Raw genomic sequence first — 19,988 nt, forward strand, 5'->3', positions numbered from 1 at the left:
AACGCGCGGGCGACCGACCGGCCCAGGCGGGACCGACTGGAATCATTCGCATAAAGACATCTTTATATCTTGATTGCCTCTGGCCCGGCGCCCTGCTATAGGCCTCGCCGAGACGCAACGAGAGACGGAGCAGTTACGAAATGGCCCAGATTTCCCCGGCCCAGGATTACATCGTCAAGGACATCGGTCTGGCCGAGTACGGCCGCAAGGAGATCTCGATCGCCGAGACCGAGATGCCGGGTCTGATGGCCACGCGCGAGGAATTCGGTCCGTCGCAGCCCCTGAAGGGCGCGAAGATCGCCGGCTCGCTGCACATGACGATCCAGACGGCCGTGCTGATCGAGACCCTGAAGGCGCTGGGCGCCGACATCCGCTGGGTCTCCTGCAACATCTACTCGACCCAGGACCACGCCGCCGCCGCCATCGCGGCCGCCGGCATCCCGGTCTTCGCCATCAAGGGCGAGACCCTGGAGGAGTATTGGGACTACACCTCGAAGCTGTTCGACTGGCATGACGGCGGCCTGCCGAACATGATCCTCGACGACGGCGGCGACGCCACCATGTTCGTGCACCTGGGCCTGCGCGCCGAGAACGGCGACACCGCCTTCCTCGACAAGCCGGAATCCGAGGAGGAGGAGATCTTCTTCGCGCTCCTGAAGAAGAAGCTCAGCGAGAAGCCGAAGGGCTGGTTCGCGGGCCTCGCCGACTCGATCAAGGGCGTCTCCGAGGAGACCACCACCGGCGTGCACCGCCTCTACAACCTCGCCAAGGAGGGCAAGCTCCTCTTCCCGGCGATCAACGTGAACGACGCCGTCACCAAGTCGAAGTTCGACAACCTCTACGGCTGCCGCGAGTCGCTGGTCGACGGCATCCGTCGCGGCACCGACGTGATGATGGCCGGCAAGGTCGCCATGGTCGCGGGCTTCGGCGACGTGGGCAAGGGCTCGGCCTCGTCGCTGCGCCACGCCGGCTGCCGCGTCCTCGTCTCCGAGGTCGATCCGATCTGCGCGCTCCAGGCCGCGATGGAAGGTTACGAGGTCGTGACGATGGAGGACGCCGCGCCGCGCGCCGACATCTTCGTCACCGCGACGGGCAACAAGGACATCATCACCATCGAGCACATGCGGGCGATGAAGGACCGCGCCATCGTGTGCAACATCGGCCACTTCGACAACGAGATCCAGGTCGCCGGCCTGAAGAACATGCAGTGGTCGAACATCAAGCCGCAGGTGGACGAGATCACCTTCCCCGACGGCCACCGCATCATCCTCCTGTCGGAGGGACGCCTGGTGAACCTCGGCAACGCCACCGGCCACCCGTCCTTCGTGATGTCGGCCTCCTTCACCAACCAGACCCTGGCCCAGATCGAGCTCTGGACCAACCCGGGCAAGTACGAGAAGCAGGTCTACACCCTGCCGAAGGCCCTCGACGAGAAGGTGGCGCTCCTCCACCTCGAGAAGATCGGCGTGAAGCTCTCCAAGCTCCGTCCCGACCAGGCCGCCTATATCGGCGTCTCCGAGAACGGCCCGTTCAAGCCCGACCACTACCGCTACTGAAGACCGCTCCGGCGCCCCTCGCGGGGCGCCGCGACGACCTCCGATCGGCCCCAGCGAAGCCCGGCCCCGTGCCGGGCTTTCGCGCGTCCGGTCCCTGCTGGACGCGCCGTCGCAGTGTGGCTTTTCTGCGCTCCTGCGCAGCCATCGCCTCCGAAGCCTCTAAAGTTAAGCTTAAGCCTCTTCCGGGACGATTCCGCCTCGCGCTAGTGTGGGCTGATTCCTCAGATGGAGTGGCTCGCAGCCGGCCTCCGGCCGGTTGCGGGATGGGCGCCTTTCGGCGTCTCATCGAAGATTCGTGGAGGCGGGACGGATCATGAGGGTCGAACGAACGGCGCGCGCCCTGCTGTGCGCCGGCTCTCTCGCCGTCGCCGTGGCCGGTCCCCCGGCGCGGGCGGCCGGGACGGGGCTGGATGCCGGCGCTGCCGTCTCGGGGTTCGGGCAACACACGCACAACGCGGCCGGTCTCGCCATCTTGATCGGCCTGACGGTGTTCGCCACCATCGTGGCCCTGCTGCACATGCGCGAGCGCAGCCGCTGGACCCGGCGCGAGCGCGACCTCGTGACCGAACTGTCGGCCCTGCGCGAGTCCCACGACCGCGCCGAAATGCTCCTGAACGCCGAGCGCCAGGTCCTCATCACCTGGTCGGGCCGCGGCGCGCCGACCATCGAGGGCGATCTCGGCCTCATCGATGGCCGGCGCGCGCCCGGCGACGCCGATCCCGGCCTGCCCGGCTTCGAGACCTGGCTGCATGCGGTCGACGCCGACGCCCTGAACACGGCCGTCGAGGCGCTGCGCGCCCGCGGCGCCGGCTTCCGCCTGAGCCTGCGCACCCAGTCGGGCCGCTTCATCGACGCGCACGGGCAGGCCCTGTCCGGCCGCGCGATCCTGCGCCTGCGCGAGACGACCGACGAGAAGCGCGAACTCATCGACCTGCGCCTCACCCTGTACGAGGCCAAGCGCGGCCTCTCGGCGCTCGGCAGTCTCCTGGACGCGATCCCGCAGCCGGTCTGGCGCCGCAACCGCGACGGGGCGCTCGCCTGGGTCAACCTCGCCTACGTCGCGGCGGTGGAGGGGGGCACCCGGGAGCACGCCCTCGAGGCCGGCGTCGAGCTCCTCGACCGGCAGGCCCGGGACCTCATCGCCCGCGACGAATCCGGCCGCCTGGCCACCGGGGGGCGCGTCCCGCATCGTCTCTCCGCCGTGGTGGCGGGCGGCCGGCGGACCCTCGACGTCACCGAGAGCGCCATCGAGACCGGCCGCGTCGGCATCGCCGTCGACGTCTCGGAGCTCGAGAGCGTCCGCGCCGACCTGCAGCGGCAGATGGATGCCAACGTCCGCACCCTCGACCAGCTGCCCACCGCCGTGGCGATGTTCGACGCCCGCCAGCGCCTGATCTTCCACAACGCCGCCTACCGCCAGCTCTGGGACCTCGACCCGGCCTTCCTCGACGGCCGCCCCCTCGACGGCGAGATCCTCGACCGGCTGCGCGCCGCCCGGAAACTGCCCGAGCAGGCCGACTTCAAGTCCTGGAAGGCCGACGTGCTCGCCGCCTACCGCGCCGTGGAGGCCAACGAGGCCTGGTGGTACCTGCCCGACGGGCGCTCGCTGCGCGTCGTCGCCGATCCCAACCCCCAGGGCGGCCTGACCTACCTGTTCGACGACGTCTCGGAGAACATGAAGCTCGAATCCCGCTACAACGCGCTGATGCGGGTCCAGGCCGAGACCCTCGACACCCTGAAGGAGCCCGTGGCGGTGTTCGGCGCCGACGGCCGGCTGACCTTCGCCAACCGTGCCTTCGCGACCCTGTGGCGCCTCGATCCCGAGACCCTGCGCGAGCGCCCCCGGGTCGATGCCGTCATCGCCGCCTGCCAGACCCTCTCGCCCGACGAGGACCCGTGGATCGACATCCGCGGCGCCATCACCGGCCTGGAAAGCCGCGCCGGCCTGACCTGCCGCCTGGAGATCGTCGACGGCACCGTGCTCGACTGCGCCGCCCAACCGCTGCCCGAGGGCGCGACGCTGCTCACCCTCATCGACGTCACCGCCAGCGTGAACGTGGAGCGCGCGCTCACCGACAAGAACGACGCCCTGGAGCGGACCTCGCAGCTGCGCGACACCTTCGTGAACCACGTCTCCTACGAGCTGCGCTCGCCGCTCACCAACATCATCGGCTTCACCCAGCTCCTCGGCGACGAGACGGTGGGCGCCCTGAACGAGCGCCAGCGCGAGTATTCCGGGCACATCATGCGCTCGTCGGGCGCGCTGCTCGTGATGATCAACGACATCCTCGACCTCGCCTCCATCGATGCGGGCTCCCTCGAGCTCACCCGCGAGGTGGTCGACGTCCGCGCCACCGTCGATGCCGCCGTGCGCGGGCTGGAGGACCGGCTCGCCGATTCCGCCATCGCCCTCGATCTCGACGTGCCCGACGACGTCGGCACCTTCGTGGCCGACGGCAAGCGCGTCCGCCAGATCCTGTTCAACCTCCTGTCGAACGCCGTCGGTTTCTCTGCGCCGGGCCAGCAGGTCCGCGTGGAGGTCCGCCGCAACGCCTCGGAACTGACCCTGGCGGTGGCCGACCAGGGGCAGGGCATGCCGCCCGACGTCGCCGCGCGGGTCTTCGACCGCTTCGAGAGCCACACCCTCGGCACCCGCCATCGCGGCGTCGGCCTCGGCCTGTCGATCGTGCGCTCCTTCGTGGAACTGCATGGCGGACGCGTCGGCCTGGACTCGGCCCCCGGCGCCGGCACCCGCGTCACCTGCACCTTCCCGATCACCGAGCCGACCGCGCGGCGGGATGCCGCCGAGTAGGAGCGCCGGACGGGGGCGTCCCCATGGAGCCTTCGGTCCGTCCGCGATTTGGTTAAGGATGCTCCGGTATGACAGCGGGGCTCCGCGCGATCCGGGTCCGGCCGGGGCGGCGCACGGCCATGGAGGAGTTGGGCGTTGAACGAGGATGGTGCCGACACGCCCCAGCGTGAGGTGAAATCGGCCTGGGAGATCATGCTGCCGGAGGAGAGCGCCACCGAGGATCTCGGCCGCTTCCTCGCGGGGCTCCTCGTGCCGGGGGACATCGTCGCCCTGTCCGGCGGCCTCGGCGGCGGCAAGACCACCCTCGCGCGCGCGCTGATCCGGGAACTCGTGGGCGACCCGGACCTCGACGTGCCGAGCCCGACCTTCACGCTGATCCAGCCCTACGAGGCCGCCGACGGGCGGGCCATCGTGCATGCCGACCTCTACCGCCTGCGCAGCCCCGACGAACTCGTCGAGCTCGGCTTCGACGAGATGGCCGAGACCGCCATCACCCTGGTGGAGTGGCCCGAGCGCCTGGGACACCGCGACGCGCCGATGCTGACCGTCGACCTGTCCCTGCGGGCCGAGTTCGGGGACGGGGCGCGCTTCGCCCGCATCGACGGCAGCGGCGGCATGGCCGCCCGGCTCAAGCGGGCGCGCGCGCTGCGCCTCCTCCTCGTCCGCAGCGGCTGGGACGAGGCCGCCCGCGTCAACATGCAGGGCGACGCCTCCTCGCGGGCCTACGAGCGGCTGGTGAAGCCGGACGGCAAGACCGCCGTGCTGATGATCTCGCCGCCCCGCGCCGACGGCCCCCCGGTCCGCAACGGCCGCCCCTACAGCGCCATCGTCAAGCTCGCCGAGAGCGTGCACGCCTTCGTCGGCATGGATCGCGGCCTGCGCGCCCTCGGATTCTCGGCGCCCCGCATCTACGGCGAGGACCTCGCCGAGGGTCTGTTGATCCTGGAGGATCTCGGCACCGAACCGGTGGTCGACGCCAACGGGCCGCGCCCGGAGCGTTACGCCGAGGCGGTGCGCCTCCTGGCCAAGCTCCACGCCACCGAGCTGCCGGGCGTCCTCCCCGTGGCCGACGGCATCGACCACGTGCTGCCGCCCTACGACCTCGAAGCCCTGGTGTTCGAGACCGAACTGCTGCCCGACTGGTACTGCCCGGCGATCCGGGGGGGCGAGCTGCCCCACGCGGCCCGGTCCGAATTCGTGGCCCTGTGGGCGGAGGTGCTCGACAGCATCAAGCCCGACCGCCCGACCTGGACCCTGCGGGACTACCACTCGCCGAACCTGATCTGGCTGCCCGAGCGCGAGGGGCTGGAGCGCATCGGCGTCATCGACTTCCAGGATGCGGTTCTCGGCCATCCGGCCTACGACGTCGCCTCGCTCCTCCAGGACGCTCGGGTGGACGCGACCGCCGAGTTCGAGCTGCGCCTCCTCGGCCTCTACGTGCGCGAGCGCCGGGCCCGCGAGCCCGACTTCGACATGCAGGCCTTCGCCCGGGCCTACGCGGTGCTGGCCGCCCAGCGCGCCACCAAGATCCTCGGCATCTTCGCCCGCCTCGACCGGCGCGACGGCAAGCCGGCCTACCTCGCGCACCTGCCGCGCATCGAGGGCTACCTCGCGCGCAACCTCAACCACCCGGCCCTGACCCATCTGCGCCTCTGGCACGAGGCGCACCTGCCGCACCTCGTGCCGAAGGCCGGGGGCGAGCCGGCCGCGGGCGGCTGAAGACCCGCGATGCCCGCGGGGAGGCTGCCGGAGGGCGGCCGCGCCCGCCCGAGACCTCTCCGACGAGACGAACGCCATGTCCGACACAGCCCCCATCACCCGCGCCTTCGTCCTCGCGGCGGGCCTCGGCAAGCGCATGCGCCCGATCACCGCGACGGTGCCCAAGCCCCTGGTGGAGGTGGCCGGCCGGGCGCTCCTCGACCACGCCCTCGACCGGGCGGCGGAGGGCGGCATCACCGAGGCGGTGGTCAACGTCCACTACCTCGCCGACCTGATCGAGGGGCACGTGGGCAAGCGCCGGACCGCCCCGGCGATCGTGCTCTCGGACGAGCGCGACGCCCTGCTGGAGACCGGTGGCGGCGTGAAGAAGGCCCTGCCGCTCCTCGGCGAGGACCCGTTCGTGGTCTTCAACGCCGACTCGTTCTGGCTGGAGGGCCCGGAGTCGAATCTCGGCCGCCTGATCGCCGCCTGGGACCCGGCGGCGATGGACATCCTCCTCCTCGTCGCCCCGACCGCGACGAGCCTCGGCTACGAGGGCAACGGCGACTTCGCGATGGATTCGTCCGGGGCCCTGGAGCGACGGGGCGAGCGCGAGGTGGCGCCGTTCATCTATGCCGGCGTCGCCATCCTGAAGCCCGGCCTGTTCGCCGGGACCCCGGAAGGGGCCTTCTCCCTCAACCTCCTGTTCGACCGGGCCATCGCGGCCGGCCGCCTGCATGGCCTTCGCCTCGACGGGCAATGGCTCCACGTCGGCACGCCGGAGGCGATCACGGCCGCCGAGGCCCGGGTGAAGTCCACGGCGCCGACGCTCTGAGCGCAGGTCGGCGATTCCGCGGGGCATCGCATTCCCGGGCCGGGGATTTGGTGGCATGGAGGGTGGGATGCCGACCTCAGACGTCCCGACCGCCCACGTCTTCTCGATCCCGCCCGGCGCGCCCTTCCTGCCGACCCTCGCCGACGCCCTGATTTCGGGGCGCCTCGTGGGCGCGATCGGCGACGACCCCTTCGCGCTCGCCTCCGTCACCCTCTACCTGCCGACCCAGAGGGCGGTGCGGGCGCTGGCCGCGATCCTCGCCGCGCGCCTCGGTCACGCCGCCCTGCTGCCCCGGATGGTCCCCCTCGGCGAGGCCGACGAGGCGGAGCTGGATCTCGCCGCCAACCCGCTCCTCGAGAACGGCCCCGACCGTCTCGCCCCGGCGATGCCGCCTCTGGAGCGCCGCCTCATCCTCGCCCGGCTCGTCCAGGGCTGGGCCGAGGCGGTGGACCGCACGCTGCTGCCCATCGACGACGACGTGCCCTTCCTGGTGCCGTCCTCCCCCGCCGACGCGATCGGGCTCGCCGCCGACCTCGAACGCCTCATGGACGCGCTCACCGTCGAGGGGCTGCCCTGGGACGAGATCGGCGGCGCCGTGGAGGCCGAGTACTCGCGCTATTTCGGCCTGACCCTGGATTTCGTGAGGATCGCCGCCGAGGCCTGGCCCGGGATCCTCGCCGAGCGCGGGATGAGCGACCCGGTCTCGCGCTCGCGCCGCCTCGTCCTGGCCGAAGCCGACCGGCTGATGCGGGATCGGCCCGCCGACCCGGTGATCGTGGCGGGCTCCACCGGCTCCGTGCCGGCCACCGCGAAGCTGATCGCCGCGGTGGCCGGGTTGCCCCGCGGCGCCGTGGTTCTGCCGGGCCTCGACTCCGAGCTCGACGGCGATGGCTGGGACGCCATCGAGACCGGCGAGGGCTTTTCGCGCGAGATCGCCCACGGCCATCCGCAGGCGGTCCTGCATCGCCTCCTCGGTCCGGCCGGTCTCGACCGCGACCGGGCGCAGGTGGCGACCCTCGGAGAGACCTCTGCCGAGGCGCAGGCCCGCTTCGGGCTGCTGTCGCAGGCCCTGCGCCCGGCCGAGACCACCGAGGCCTGGGCCGCCCTCGACCCTGCCGACCGCGCGCGGCTGGCGGAGGAGGGCCTGCGGGGCCTCGCCGTGGTCGAGGCCAGCGACGAGCGGGAAGAGGCGCTGATCATCGCCATCGCCCTGCGCGAGACCCTGGAAACGCCGGGTGCGACCGCGGCTCTGGTGACTCCGGACCGCGCCCTGGCCCTGCGCGTCGCGGCCGAACTCGCCCGTTGGGGCATCGTCGCGGAGGATTCCGGCGGCGAGGCCCTGTCGCGCAGCCGGGCCGGGCGCCTGGCGCGGCTCGCCGCCGAGGTCGCGGCCGATCTCCAGCCGGCCCGGCTGATCACGCTCCTGTCCCATCCCTATGTCCGCCTCGGCCTGCCGCGCAGGGACGTGGTCCGGGCCGCCGCCGCCCTGGAGATCGGCACCCTGCGCGGGCCCGCCCCGGCGCCGGGCTTCGCCGGGTTGCGGCAGGCCCTGTCCGACCAGCGCAGCGCCACCGGGCGACGGCCCCGCGCCAAGCGCCGCCTGACCGAGCGCGACTGGGACCTCGCCGCCGGACTCCTGGACCGGCTGCAGGTGGCCTTCGACGGCTTCCTCGACGCCGATCACCGCGACGTCGGCAACCTCGTCGCCTACGCCGCCTGCCACCGCGCCACCTTCGACCGGCTGATCGACGCGGCCGAGGGCGAGGCCGTCGACGACGCGTCGCTCGGCGTGCTCGACACCCTCTTCGACGACCTCGAGATGGCCGAACCCGGCCTGCTGCCCGGCCGCTTCGGCGACTACCCCGCCTTCTTCACGGCGCTCGCCCGCGAGCGGCTGGTGGCCTGCAGCGACGGGCGCCCGCATCCGCGCCTGCGCATCCTCGGTTTGCTGGAGGCCCGGCTGATGAGCGTCGACCGGGTCGTGCTCGGCGGCCTCGACGAGGGCGTCTGGCCGATGAAGACGACCACCGACGCCTTCCTCAACCGGCCCATGCGCGAGCGCATCGGCCTCAACCCGCCCGAGCGCCGGATCGGCCAGAGCGCCCACGACTTCGTCCAGGCCCTCGGCCACCACGACGCCCTCATCACCCGGGCGGCCAAGCGCGAAGGCGCGCCGACCGTGCCGTCGCGCTTCCTGCAGCGCCTGCGCGCCTTCACGGGCGACGCCGGCTGGAACCGGGCGTTGGCCGCCGGGCGCCGCTTCTCGGCCTACGCCGCCGCCCTCGACCAGGGTACCGGCCCGGCGCAGGCCCGTCTCAAGCAGCCCCGTCCGAGGCCGGATCCGGCCCTGTTCCCGCGGTCCCTGAGCGTCACCGAGGTCGAGACCCTGGTGCGCGACCCCTATGTGATCTTCGCCCGGCACGTCCTCGGCCTCGATCCGCTGGATCCGGTGGCGGCCGAGCCGGGGGCCGCCGACCGCGGCACGCTGATCCACGAGATTCTCGGAGATTTCGCCGAGCGCTACCCGGATTCCCTTCCGGACGGCACCTTGGCAGCAGAGGTCTTGGCCGGCATGGCGGCGAACGCCTTTGCGTCGATCAACGATACCTACCCTTCGCTGTACGCGGAATGGTGGCCCCGCTTCGTGAGGTTGTCGGAAGAATATCTCGCCTGGGAGGGTGAGCGCCGGGCGCAGCTGGGCCGGGTGCATCCGGAAATCTCCGGCAAATGGGTGATCCCGATGGGCACCGAGACCTTCACCCTGCGGGCGCGGGCCGACCGGATCGAGCGGCGCCGCGACGGCGGGGCCTGCATCGTCGACTTCAAGACCGGGCTGCCGCCGAGCAACAAGGAGGTCTTCGCCGGATTCTCGCCCCAGCTCACCCTGGAGGCTGCGATGCTCATGGCCGGGGCCTTCGACGGCTTCCCCGCCACCACGCTGACGCCGGACCTCCTCTACGTCCACGCCTCGGGCGGCCGCAAACCCTTCGAGCCCCTGGCGGTGAAGCCGCCGCGGGGCGACGAGCGCGAGGTCGCCGCCATCGTGGCCGAGCACGTCGCCCGCTTCCGCGGCCTCGTCGCCCGCTTCCTCACGGGCGAGGCCGCCTACACCTCCCGACCCTACCCGAAATACGCCAAGTCCTACGGCGACTACGACCACCTCGCCCGGGTGCTCGAATGGTCGCTCGGCGGCGAGGGGGAGGGCTGAAGGACCGCGCGGGACAAGCCTGATTTCGCTCTTGACCGATATCGCCCGCAATATCATCTTGAGAAGATGATCGTCGTCGATGCCAACGTCGTGCTCGGCGCGCTGCGATCCCGCAACGGCGCATCCCACGCCGTGCTGCGGGGGCTGCTCACCCGCCGGTTTTCGTTCGCGCTCTCGCCCGCGATGGTGTTCGAGTACGAGGATGTCCTCAAACGTCCGGGGCTCCTGGGGCCTACGCCCTGGATCGAAGAGGCCGGGATCGACACGATTCTGGACGCTTTGTGCGCGACCGCGGTCCTGACCCTGCCCTGGTTCCGCTTCAGGCCGTTCCTGGATGATCCGAAGGATGATCTCTACGTCGAATGCGCCCTGGCCGCCGGAGCCGAATTGATCCTGACCCACGATCGCCACTTCCGAAAGCCGGTCCTGTCGGCTTTCGGTCTTCGGGCGATGACTCCGCAAGCCTACCTGACCCGCTGACAGATACGAGGATGGGCCATGCCGAACTTCGCACTCCGCCTGCCCGACCACGTCATGTCCCAGGCCAAGACGGCCGCTGACGAGGACAACGTCTCCATCAACCAGTTGCTCGTCGCCTTCATCGCGGAGGGCCTCGGGCACCGTCGCGGCCTGAAGGCGCTCCAGGCGCGGGCCGAGCGCGCCGACGTGGAGGCGGCCCTGGCCCTGCTCGACGGGGCCCCCGACGTCCCCCCCGAGGCGAAGGACCGGATGAGGTCGGATCGATGAGCGCCGCGACCGTCCGAGAAACCTTCGTCGTCGACGACCTCACCAAGGCAGCGCAGCGCCAGGCCGCCGATCCGCGCGCCTCGGCCTGGGTCTCGGCCAATGCCGGCGCGGGCAAGACCAAGGTCCTCACCGACCGGGTGGTGCGCCTGCTTCTCGACGGGGCGCCGCCCGCCCGCATCCTCTGCCTCACCTTCACCAAGGCGGCGGCGGCCAACATGTCGATCCGGGTGTTCCGGGTCCTCGGCCGCTGGGTGACGCTGGACGACGCCGCCCTCTCGGCCGAACTCACGGAACTCACGGGGGAGCGCCCCGCCCGCAAGACCCTGCAGGTCGCCCGGCGGCTGTTCGCCCGCGCGGTGGAGACGCCGGGCGGCCTGAAGATCGAGACCCTGCACGCCCTCTGCGAGCGCCTGCTGCACATGTTCCCCTTCGAGGCGAACGTGCCGGCGCGCTTCGTGGTGCTGGACGAGACCCAGGCCGCGGAGGCCTTCCGGATCGAGACCGGCAACGTGCTCGCCGATGCCATCGGCGGTGGGCATCGGCCTCTCGGCGAGGCCCTCGCCGTCGTCGGCCCCGAGGCGACGGGGGACGCCCTGCGCAAGGCGATCCGCAGCGCCATGCGGGCCCGCGACGTGCTCGACAGCCGCGTCGGCCTCGACGGCCCCTTCGCCGCGCTGGCCGACACCCTCGGCGTCCGGCCCGGCGACAGCGCGGCGGCGATCGAGGCACGGATGCTGGATGGGGGCCTGGGCGATCTCACCGCGTTCGCCGGCCGCCTGCGCACCGGCAAGGCCACCGACGACGGCATCGCCGAAAGGCTGCTCGCGGCGGCGGCGGCGGCCGCGCCCGCCGAGGCCCTGGAGACTTACCTCGGGGTCTTCTTCACCAAGGAGGGCGCCCCGAAGGCCGACAGGAGCCTCGGCACCAAGGCTGTGCCGGAGGATGCCAAGCAGGCCCTGTGCGACGAGCGCGACCGCCTGGAGCCGCTGCGGGACGCCCTGCGCGGCGTGCGCGCCCTGGAACGCACCCGCGCGCTCTTCACCCTCGCGGGCGAGATCCACCGCCGGGTCGAAGCCCAGAAGGCCCGCCTCGGCGCCCTCGACTTCGACGACCTGATCCACAAGACCCTGGACCTCCTCGGCCGGGTGGATTCCACCTGGGTGCTGTACAAGCTCGACCGCGGCGTCGACCACGTGCTCATCGACGAGGCGCAGGACACCAACCCGCACCAGTGGGAGATCCTGCGCCGCATCACCGCCGAGTTCGCCTCCGGCGAGGGCGCCCGCGAGGTCGCCCGGACCCGCTTCGCCGTCGGCGACCCCAAGCAGTCGATCTACAGCTTCCAGGGGGCCGAGCCCCGCGAGTTCGAGACCACCCGGCGCGCCTGGCAGCGGGCGGCGGCCGGCGCCGATCTCGCTTTCGAGGACGTCCACCTGAACCTGTCGTTCCGCTCGGCCGGCGGGGTCCTGAGGGCCGTGGACGCCACCTTCGCGATCCCCGAGCACTACGAGGGCCTGTCCTTCGAGGACGCGGCCGTCGGCACCACCCACAGCACCGCCCGGGTCACGGCGCCCGGCACCGTCGAACTCTGGCCCATCGAGGAGCCGGCGGACGAGCCCGAGCCCGATGCCTGGGCCGCCCCCGTCGACGCGCCGGAGACCAACGCACCGGCCATCGTCACCGCACGCCGGGTCGCCCGGGCGGCCCTGACCTGGATCACCGCCGGCGACGAGACCGGCCGGGTCTGGCGCCCCGGCGACATCCTGATCCTGGTACGCAAGCGCTCGGCGGCCTTCGAGGAGGTCATCCGCGCCATGAAGGCCCTCGGGGTGCCCGTCGCCGGCCAGGACCGCCTCGACATCGCCGCCCACATCGCCGTCAACGACCTCGTGGCGGTGGGCCGCGCCGGCCTCCTGCCGGCCGACGACCTGACCCTCGCCGGCGCGTTGAAGACGCCCCTGGTCGGACTCGACGACGACGACCTCGTGCGCATCGCCGGACGGCGCGACCTCGACGAAACCCTCGAGGATTCCCTCGCGCGCCATGCGGCGGCCGGCGACCCCGCGGCGATCCGCGGCCACGCGGCCCTCACGTCCTGGATCACCCTCGCGGCCTGCGAGGGCCCGTTCGGATTCTACGCGGCGCTGCTCGGGGCCCGCGGCGGCCGCCGTGCCCTGGTCTCCCGCCTCGGCGGCGAGGCCGGCGACGCCATCGACGTCTTCCTGATGACGGCGGCCCAGGCCGAGCAGGCGCCCGACGCGCCCTCGCTCGGCGGGTTCCTCGCCCGCTACGACACCGTTCCGGGGCGCGGAGAGGGCGGCCACACGGTCAAGCGCGATCTCGATTCCGGCCGCGACGAGGTCCGGGTGATGACGGTGCACGGGGCGAAGGGGCTGGAGGCCCCGGTGGTCGTCGTCATCGACGGCTGCGAGGCCCTGGGGCGCAACGACCCGCCGCTCCTGCCGCTCGTGCCGGGGGCACAGCGGTTCGGCCACGGCGCCGCGCTGCTGCCGCCGGTCTGGGCCGGGGCCAAGGCCGGCGACTGCGAGGCCGTGACCCAGGCCCGCGCCACCCTGCAATCCCGGGCCCGCGAAGAGCACAACCGCCTCCTCTATGTGGCGATGACCCGTGCCGCCGACCGCCTCGTCATCGCGCCCTATCGCGGGCACGAGGCCCCGAGCGAGGCCGCCTGGTGCGAGATGGTCCGCACCGGCCTGGAACGGTCCTTCGGTCTCGGGGAGGTCCTGGAGACCCCCCACGGCCCCGCCACCCTGTGGCGCGACGGCGGCGCGGCGGAGCCGGCGGCCCCGTCCCCCTCCGCGGCGGAGGGGCCGCCGGACCTGCCGGCCTGGCTGGAGGCCCCCGTCCCGGCCGAGGTCGAGGCCGCCCCTCCGGTGACGCCGTCCGGCGCCCTCGGGGCCGCCGACACCCGCCGCCAGCCGGGCCAGCGGCAGGCCGACAGCGAGGCGCGCCGGCGCGGGACCCTGATCCATTCCCTGGTGGAGCACCTGCCGCGGATCGACCCGGCCCAGCGGGAGGCCGCCGCGACCGCCTTCGTGCGCGCCCGTGCACCCGGATTCGACCGTGCCAAGCAGGACGGCATCGTGGCCGCGACCCTGCACCTGTTCGCGGAGCCCGACCTGGCGCCGCTCTTCGCGCCGGAGGCAAGGGCCGAGGTGACGCTGTCGGGGCGGGTCGTGGTCGGTGGCGTCTCGCGCCCGGTCTTCGGTCGTGTCGACCGCCTGGCCATCGCCCCGGACACGGTCTGGGTGGCGGACTTCAAGACGGGCCGGCCCCCGCGGGACGGGGCGCCTCTGCCGCGCGCGGAAGCCGGGCAGATCGCTCTCTATGCCGCGCTCCTGGCGGAGATCTACCCGCGCCACCGCGTGGTGCCGATGCTGGTCTGGACCTCGGGGCCCGTCATCCGCCGGCTCGATGCCGACGCCGTCGCGGCCGCCCTCGACACGCTGGCGCAGAGGGCAGCGTGAGCCCGAGAGTCTGTCAGGTTCATCCTGAGCCGGACAGACTCCCTAATCCTTTCTCAGCGTGAGTCTTTTCCGGGTAACCGGTTCCCCCTTATCCCTGACACACGCTACCGCCGCCCGCCGGCGGCCCGCTTCTGCGGCGCCGACGTGCCCGAATCCTCCTCGAAGAGTTCGGCGAGCTTTTCCGTCATGGCGCCGCCCAGTTCCTCGGCGTCGATGATCGTCACGGCGCGGCGGTAGTAGCGCGTCACGTCGTGGCCGATGCCGATGGCCAGCAGTTCCACCGGCGAACGGGTCTCGATGTCCTCGATCATCCAGCGCAGGTGGCGCTCGAGGTAATTGCCGGGATTGACCGACAGGGTCGAGTCGTCGACCGGCGCGCCATCCGAGATCACCATCAGGATCTTGCGCTGCTCGGGCCGGGCCAGCAGGCGCTTGTGCGCCCAGTCCAGCGCCTCGCCGTCGATGTTCTCCTTGAGCAGGCCCTCGCGCATCATCAGCCCGAGGTTCTTGCGCGCCCGGCGCCAGGGCGCGTCGGCGCTCTTGTAGACGATGTGGCGCAGGTCGTTGAGGCGCCCCGGCGTGTTCGGCTTGCCGCCGGCGAGCCACGCCTCGCGCGACTGTCCGCCCTTCCAGGCGCGCGTGGTGAAGCCCAGGATCTCGACCTTGACGCCGCAGCGCTCGAGGGTCCGCGCCAGGATGTCGGCGCAGGTCGCCGCCACCGTGATCGGGCGCCCGCGCATCGAGCCGGAATTGTCCAGCAGGAGCGTCACCACGGTATCGCGGAAATTCGTGTCCTTCTCGCGCTTGAACGAGAGCGGCTGGAACGGGTCGGTGACCACGCGCACGAGGCGGGCGGGATCGAGCTGGCCCTCTTCGAGGTCGAAGTCCCAGGCCCGGTTCTGCTGGGCCAGGAGCCGGCGCTGCAGCCGGTTGGCGAGGCGCCCGACCACGCCCTGGAGATGGGCGAGCTGCTTGTCGAGATAGGTCCGCAGGCGCGCCAGCTCCTCGGCGTCGCAGAGGTCCTCGGCGTGGATGATCTCGTCGAAGCGCGGGTTGAAGACCTTGTATTCCGGCCCGCGCGGCTCGTTCGCCCGCTGCGACGGCGGCCGCCAGGCCTCCGACGCTTCCTCGGATTCGGCGTTCTCGGCCTCGTCGGGCAATTCGCCCGAGGGCGCATCGGCGGCCTCGGTGGCGCCCTCCTGCAACTCGTCGGAGGCCTCCTGCGAGGTCTCCATCTCGGAGCGGTCGCCCTGGGACTGCTCCTCGGCTTCGCCCTCGCTCGGGGTCTGCTCGTCGTCCTGGGCCTCGTTGTCGTCCTCGTTCTCGTCGTCCTCGGGATCGAACGGCGTCTCGTCCGCCATGTCGAGGGAACTGAGGAGGTCGCGCACCGAGCGGGCGAAGGCGCGCTGGTTCTCGATCGAGCCGATCAGCCCGTCGAGGTTGGGGCCGGCCTTCTCCTCGATGTGGGTGCGCCAGAGGTCGACGATCTTGCGGGCCGCCTCCGGGGGCGCCGCACCGGTCAGGCGCTCGCGCACCATCAGGGCGACGGCATCCTCCATCGGTGCGTCGGCCCGGTCGGTGATGTCCTCGTACTTGCCGCCGCGATGGTAGCGGTCCTCCAGCATCGCCGAGAGGTTCGCGGCGACGCCGGACATGCGGCGCGAGCCGATCGCCTCCACGCGGGCCTGCTCGACCGCGTCGAAGACCGCCCGGGCGCCAGCATTCTCCGGCGCCAGCCGGCGATGCACCGCCACGTCGTGGCAGCCGAGCCGCAGGGCCATCGAGTCGGCGTTCCCGCGCAGGATCGCGACGTCTTCCGGCGTCAGCTTGCGCGGCGGTTCGGGGAGGCGCGCCTTATCACCCGTCAGCGCCGGGCGGTCGCTGGCATAGACCACCTCGATCTCGGAGCGCTTGGCGATGGCGCGCAGGCAGCCCGCCACCGAGCGCTTGAGCGGTTCGGCGACGGGCTCGCGCCGGTCGCCGGGCTTGCGGTTGGAGATCGACATGCGGGTCGACGGTTTCCTCGAAACGGACGGGAGGGGGTCAGCTCAGGGCGACGTTCGAGGCGCTCTCGGGCAGGTCCTTGCCGAAGGCGCGCTGGTAGAACTCCGCCACGAGGGTGCGCTCCAGCTCGTCGCACTTGTTGAGGAAGGTCACCCGGAAGGCGAAGCCGATATCCTGGAAGATGTCGGCGTTCTCGGCCCAGGTGATCACCGTGCGGGGGCTCATGACCGTGGAGAGGTCGCCGTTCATGAACGCGTTGCGGGTCAGGTCCGCCACGCGCACCATGCGGTTGACGATGTCACGGCCGCCGTCGCGCTGGTAGTGCGCCGCCTTCGACAGCACGATGTCGACCTCGCGGTCATGGGCGAGGTAGTTCAGGGTGGTGACGATCGACCAGCGGTCCATCTGGCCCTGGTTGATCTGCTGGGTGCCGTGATAGAGGCCGGACGTATCGCCGAGGCCCACCGTGTTGGCGGTGGCGAAGAGGCGGAAGGCCGGGTGCGGGCGGATCACGCGCTTCTGGTCGAGCAGCGTCAGGCGGCCGGAGAGTTCCAGCACGCGCTGGATCACGAACATCACGTCGGGGCGGCCGGCATCGTACTCGTCGAAGACCAGGGCGACGTTGTTCTGCAGCGCCCAGGGCAGGATGCCGTCCTGGAAGGCCGTGACCTGCTTTCCGTCCTGCAGCACGATCGCGTCCTTGCCGACGAGGTCGATGCGCGAGACATGGCTGTCGAGGTTGATCCGGATGCAGGGCCAGTTGAGGCGTGCCGCGACCTGCTCGATATGGGTGGACTTGCCGGTGCCGTGATAGCCCGTGACCATCACGCGCCGGTTGCGGGCGAAGCCCGCCAGGATCGCCAGGGTGGTCTCCCGGTCGAAGATGTAGTCCGGATCGAGGTCCGGCACGTGCTCCTCGCTCTGCGAGAAGGCCGGGACCCGGAGATCGAGGTCGATGCCGAAGGCTTCTCGGACGGAGACTTCCCGGTCGGGGAGCGAGGCGGGCGAGACGTCAGAAAGCATAAGGACCTCGTCGGGGCGCGGGTGCCGCGGGGGTGTCACGGAACACGCGGGCTATGTCGGACTTCGGGGTCTCGCGGCTCGGGGACGATGAGCCGCGCGCGACCGCCATCTAAAGGTCGGCGCCGGGCGGCGCCAAGGGGTGTCGGGACTGCATATAGGGCCTCACGCGGCAATTGCCGCCCCATCCTGAGCAGGGGAGACCCAGAAAACGTGCATCGATCGTGCCGGAACCTCGGGCCGGCGTCGGTCGCCGCGTCAGCAGAGGCCGGCGGCGCGCAGGGCATCGTGCGCCCGGATGATGTCGCGCAGACGCTCCTCGAACGAGCGGTCGCCGCCATTGGCGTCGGGGTGGAAGCGTTTCACCAGGGTCTTGTACTGCGCCTTGATGGCCGCCGAATCCGCATTCTCGTCGAGGCCGAGTACGTCGAGAGCCTTGAGGGTCGCCGCCGAGTGCCGGGGTCGGCGCGGCTCGGGTGCGGCCTTGCGCCGGGCGGTCTCGCCGACGCCCTCGGCCCGCAGGATGTCCAGGGGATCGACATAGGCCCAATCGCGCTTCGGAGCCGCCTTGCCGCGCTCCCCCGCGGTGGCCGGGTTCACGCCCATCGCCCAGGTCGGGCGATGCCCGATGATCGCGTCCTTCTGGAAGGCCTGCACGGCCGCATCGTTCATGCCGTCGAAGTAATTGTACGTGGCGTTGTAGGCGCGCACGTGATCCATGCAGAAACGCCAGTACTGCCCCTCCGCCTTGCGGCCCTTGGGCGCGCGGTAGAGGCCGGGGTTCTTGCACCCGGGCGTCTCGCAGGTCTGGGCTGCGGCCGTCTTCGGCTCGTCGCAGGACGGCTTGATGCGGATGCTGTCGAACAGGGGCGAGTTGAGATCCATGATGGGGCGATTATGAGGGGGTGGGTCGGAGACACAAGAGCGGCGGGCCTGATGCCGCATGCGGTGTTCGGGGGTTGACGCGTGAGACCGGACGCCGGCGCTTGACCGCAGTCCAAAAACGAGGAGACGCCCGCGATGACCGAGACCGTGACCCTGAAGGACTGGATCACCGACACGCTCCGGGTGCAACTGGCGCCGCAGGACTTGGCGGTGATCGACGAATCGCACCTGCATGCGGGCCATTCGGGAGCGCGGCCCGAAGGAGAGACGCACTTCCGATTGGACGTGGTCGCGGCCGCCTTCGAGGGCAAGAGCCGCGTCGAACGTCATCGCCTCGTCAACGCCGCCCTCGAGCCGGCCTTCCAGCGCGGACTCCACGCCCTGGCGGTGCGCGCCCGCACGCCCGCCGAAGCAGCCTGAACGCGGCGACCTGATCCCAGATCCTGCGAGAGATTCCGCCGTGGCCCTTCAATGCACGCCCCACATCGCCATCGACGAGGCGGAGCTGGAGGAAACCTTCGTGCGTGCATCCGGCCCCGGCGGACAGAACGTCAACAAGCTCTCGACGGCGGTGCAGCTGCGCTTCGACGCCCGGCGGTCGGCCGCCCTGCCGGACGCGGTGGCCGTCCGCCTGATGCGGCTGGCGGGGCGGCGCCTCACCGTCGACGGGGTGATCGTGATCAGCGCCCAGCGCTTCCGGACCCAGGACCGCAACCGGGCCGATGCCCGCGAGCGGCTGGCCGAACTCGTGGCCGAGGCGGCGGTGCCGCCGACGCCCCGGCGCGCCACGCGCCCGACGCTGGCCTCGAAGAAGCGCCGCCTCGACGAGAAGTCGAAGCGGAGCGCCACCAAGCGCCTGCGCGGCAGCGGCCTGGATTAGGGGCCGCGCCTCGGATCTCCGCTCAGATCGCCACTCAGATCTTGGCCGCCGCCGTACCATCCGGCGGATGCGTCTCGACCTCTCCGCTGACGTAGCGGCTGCCCGGCTTCATGATCGTCAGCACCAGGGCGATGAGGGCGAGCAGCGCCGAGACCGCGGCCGGAAACAGGAACGCATCCTCGCCGTAGCGCATCTGCAGGAAGCCGCCGATGACCGCGCCGGTGCTCAGCGCCGCCCAGAGGGGGGCCTGGATCCAGAACGAGGGGGCCACCGTGCCGAGCATCAGGTTGGCGAGCCCGGTTCCGAACCGCACCACCGCGCCGGTGACGTAGGTGAGCGCGAGGCTGCGCCCGCCCTCGTCCTGCAGCGTCGCGTTCTGGAGGCCCAGAGCGATGACGATCGGGTAGGCGTGGAGCGGGAAGGCGAAGGTGCCGTGGGGGACGATGAGCCCGATGGTCAGGAGCACCGACTGCAGCAGGAGCAGCACCGAGAGGCGCCAGCGCCCGACCCAGGCGGCGATCAGGGTGCCGGCGAAGGCGCCGAAGCAGAACAGGACGATGACCGAGGCGACCCGCGACGTGCTCTCCCAGTCGAAGCGGCTGACCGAGACGCCGAATCGGGTCGTGTTGCCGCTCATGAACGACATGAAGAGCTGCGAGAATTCGAGAAAGCCGATGGAATCGGCGCAACCGGCCACGGCCGAGAGGGCCAGCGCGAAGGGGATGCGCGTCGCGGCACTCGCCGGAAACGACTTGTTCTGCGTCTCTGCCATAGGGTTGCTATCCTCCGTCCCGTGCGGCGGCTGAACTACGGTGGCGTAAGGCCGATACGCTCAGTGCACCGCCGGACCTCGAC

14 protein-coding genes are annotated in these 19,988 nt (G+C 71.5%); 10 read left to right on the top strand and 4 right to left on the bottom strand.

Features of this window, described 5'->3' with window-relative positions:
* The first annotated feature begins 149 nt into the window (after window positions 1–149).
* The 8 genes from ahcY (at window position 150) to addA (ending at window position 14,344) form a co-directional block, all read left to right on the top strand.
* On the top strand, window positions 150–1,556 hold the full coding sequence (gene ahcY / locus ASF20_RS15470) for an adenosylhomocysteinase (protein ID WP_156389726.1): 1,407 nt from the start codon (window positions 150–152) through the stop codon (window positions 1,554–1,556).
* A 313-nt stretch (window positions 1,557–1,869) separates the two neighbouring features.
* Window positions 1,870–4,368 (top strand): PAS domain-containing sensor histidine kinase, encoded by a 2,499-nt coding sequence (locus ASF20_RS15475; RefSeq protein WP_056275702.1) that lies wholly within the window; start codon window positions 1,870–1,872, stop codon window positions 4,366–4,368.
* Between the two features lie 192 nt (window positions 4,369–4,560).
* Complete coding sequence (tsaE, locus tag ASF20_RS15480) at window positions 4,561–6,087, top strand: tRNA (adenosine(37)-N6)-threonylcarbamoyltransferase complex ATPase subunit type 1 TsaE (protein ID WP_082501375.1); 1,527 nt, start codon at window positions 4,561–4,563, stop codon at window positions 6,085–6,087.
* Between the two features lie 76 nt (window positions 6,088–6,163).
* Window positions 6,164–6,901: a nucleotidyltransferase family protein gene (locus ASF20_RS15485; RefSeq protein ID WP_056275476.1), complete on the top strand. Its 738-nt coding sequence runs from the start codon at window positions 6,164–6,166 to the stop codon at window positions 6,899–6,901.
* Window positions 6,902–6,968: 67 nt separating this feature from the next.
* The gene (gene addB, locus ASF20_RS15490; RefSeq protein ID WP_056275478.1) at window positions 6,969–10,109 is read left to right on the top strand and encodes a double-strand break repair protein AddB; all 3,141 of its coding nucleotides are present in this window, start codon (window positions 6,969–6,971) and stop codon (window positions 10,107–10,109) included.
* Between the two features lie 66 nt (window positions 10,110–10,175).
* Entirely contained in the window at window positions 10,176–10,589 is a 414-nt protein-coding gene (locus ASF20_RS15495; protein WP_056275480.1) for a PIN domain-containing protein, read from the top strand.
* A gap of 18 nt (window positions 10,590–10,607) precedes the next feature.
* On the top strand, window positions 10,608–10,856 hold the full coding sequence (locus tag ASF20_RS15500) for a hypothetical protein (protein ID WP_056275483.1): 249 nt from the start codon (window positions 10,608–10,610) through the stop codon (window positions 10,854–10,856).
* Entirely contained in the window at window positions 10,853–14,344 is a 3,492-nt protein-coding gene (gene addA, locus ASF20_RS15505; protein WP_056275486.1) for a double-strand break repair helicase AddA, read from the top strand. Before ASF20_RS15500 ends, addA begins: the two co-directional genes overlap by 4 nt.
* A gap of 104 nt (window positions 14,345–14,448) precedes the next feature.
* Here the strand turns inward: addA and cobT are convergent, their stop codons facing one another.
* The 3 genes from cobT to ASF20_RS15520 form a co-directional block, all read right to left on the bottom strand.
* Window positions 14,449–16,350, bottom strand: coding sequence for a cobaltochelatase subunit CobT (gene cobT / locus ASF20_RS15510; RefSeq protein ID WP_056275490.1), 1,902 nt, complete (start codon window positions 16,348–16,350; stop codon window positions 14,449–14,451).
* A gap of 37 nt (window positions 16,351–16,387) precedes the next feature.
* On the bottom strand, window positions 16,388–17,371 hold the full coding sequence (gene cobS, locus ASF20_RS15515; RefSeq protein ID WP_056214992.1) for a cobaltochelatase subunit CobS: 984 nt from the start codon (window positions 17,369–17,371) through the stop codon (window positions 16,388–16,390).
* Between the two features lie 255 nt (window positions 17,372–17,626).
* A complete protein-coding gene (locus ASF20_RS15520; RefSeq protein WP_056214996.1) occupies window positions 17,627–18,253 on the bottom strand; it encodes a DnaJ domain-containing protein in 627 nt (208 codons plus the stop codon).
* A 135-nt stretch (window positions 18,254–18,388) separates the two neighbouring features.
* Between ASF20_RS15520 and ASF20_RS15525 the strand changes: the two genes are divergently transcribed.
* Both ASF20_RS15525 and arfB read left to right on the top strand, forming a co-directional pair.
* Window positions 18,389–18,673 carry a BolA family protein gene (locus tag ASF20_RS15525; protein ID WP_056215000.1) on the top strand — a complete coding sequence of 95 codons (285 nt, stop codon included), beginning with the start codon at window positions 18,389–18,391 and terminating at the stop codon, window positions 18,671–18,673.
* A 40-nt stretch (window positions 18,674–18,713) separates the two neighbouring features.
* Window positions 18,714–19,133, top strand: a complete 420-nt coding sequence (gene arfB / locus ASF20_RS15530) for an alternative ribosome rescue aminoacyl-tRNA hydrolase ArfB (protein ID WP_056215003.1) — start codon at window positions 18,714–18,716, stop codon at window positions 19,131–19,133.
* A 34-nt stretch (window positions 19,134–19,167) separates the two neighbouring features.
* Here arfB and ASF20_RS15535 read toward each other — a convergent pair whose 3' ends face one another.
* On the bottom strand, window positions 19,168–19,905 hold the full coding sequence (locus tag ASF20_RS15535; protein ID WP_056215006.1) for a YoaK family protein: 738 nt from the start codon (window positions 19,903–19,905) through the stop codon (window positions 19,168–19,170).
* Between the last annotated feature and the right edge of the window lie 83 nt (window positions 19,906–19,988).

Source organism: Methylobacterium sp. Leaf88 (genome assembly GCF_001422795.1).
Lineage (GTDB): Bacteria > Pseudomonadota > Alphaproteobacteria > Rhizobiales > Beijerinckiaceae > Methylobacterium.